Here is a 1,322-nt window from a genome sequence, read left to right as displayed (position 1 = left end):
GTCGAGGCGCACGGCACGGGAACACAGCTCGGTGATCCGATCGAAGCCCAGGCGTTGCTGGCCACGTACGGGGCCGAACATTCCCAGGACGGGCCTTTGTGGCTGGGGTCGTTGAAGTCGAATGTGGGTCACACCATGGCGGCGGCGGGGGTCGGTGGTGTGATCAAGATGGTGGAGGCGATGCGGCATGGGGTGTTGCCTGCGACGTTGCATGTGGATGAGCCGACGCCGCATGTGGATTGGGATGCGGGGGGTGTGCGGTTGCTCACCGAGTCGCGTGAGTGGCCTGTGACGGGGCGGCCGAGGCGGGCTGGTGTGTCGTCGTTCGGGATCAGCGGTACCAACGCGCATGTGATTTTGGAGCAGGCGCCGTTGGTGGCGGCGGTGGCGTCGGCGGACCTGGTGCCCTCGGCGGCGCCGGGCGAAGGGCCGATGGGACCTGTGGGTTGGGTGGTGTCGGCTCGTTCGGACGAGGCGTTGCGGGCGTATGCGGCGCAGCTCGCCGCGGCCGTTGAGGGTTCCGGGGTGTTGGTGGGGGATGTGGCGGCGACGCTGGCCGGGCGTGCGGTGTTCGAGCGGCGCGCTGTGGTGGTCGGTGCCTCGCGTGAGGAGTTGGTGGCGGGTCTGAGGTCGCTGGCGGAGGGGGTTTCCGCTGACGGTGTGGTGTCGGGGACGGCTGGGGCCGGTAAGACGGTGTTGGTGTTCCCGGGTCAGGGTTCGCAGTGGGATGCGATGGCCCGGGAGTTGTATGCGGCTGCCCCGGAGTTCCGTGCCCGTCTGGACGAATGTGCGCGTGCGCTGTCGGCCTTCGTGGAGTGGGATCTGCTGGAGGTGCTGCTGACCGATGACGGTGGTGCGCTGCTGGAGCGGGTGGATGTGGTGCAGCCGGCGTTGTTCGCGGTGATGGTGTCGTTGGCGGCGTTGTGGCGTGCGCACGGGGTGCGGGTGGATGCGGTGCTGGGGCATTCGCAGGGCGAGATCGCGGCGGCGTGTGTGGCGGGGGCGTTGTCGTTGCAGGACGCGGCGCGCGTGGTGGCGTTGCGCAGTGAGGCGATTCGGGCGCTGGCCGGGCAGGGTGGCATGGTGTCGGTCGCGTTGGCGGTCGATGAGGTGCGGTCGCGTGTGGAGCGGTGGGGCGGCGACATCGGTGTCGCGGCGGTGAACGGGCCCTCCGCCACGGTGGTGTCGGGCAGTGCGCGGGCTCTGGACGAGCTGCAGGAGGTGTTCGAGGCCGATGGTGTGCGCACCTGGCGCATCCCGGTCGACTACGCCTCCCACTCCCGGCACGTCGACGAGATCCGTGACCAGGTGCTGGATCTGCT

General features: G+C 69.6%; 1 protein-coding gene. It reads left to right on the top strand.

The genetic code is table 11. From position 1 onward, the window contains the following. A partial coding sequence (locus ACIRFL_RS43850; protein WP_404041381.1) for an acyltransferase domain-containing protein occupies nucleotides 1-1,322 on the top strand: 1,322 nt, incomplete at both ends.

This window comes from Streptomyces sp. NPDC102462 (assembly GCF_044765425.1).
Lineage (GTDB): Bacteria > Actinomycetota > Actinomycetes > Streptomycetales > Streptomycetaceae > Streptomyces.
This window is presented reverse-complemented; position numbering and strand designations above follow the sequence as displayed.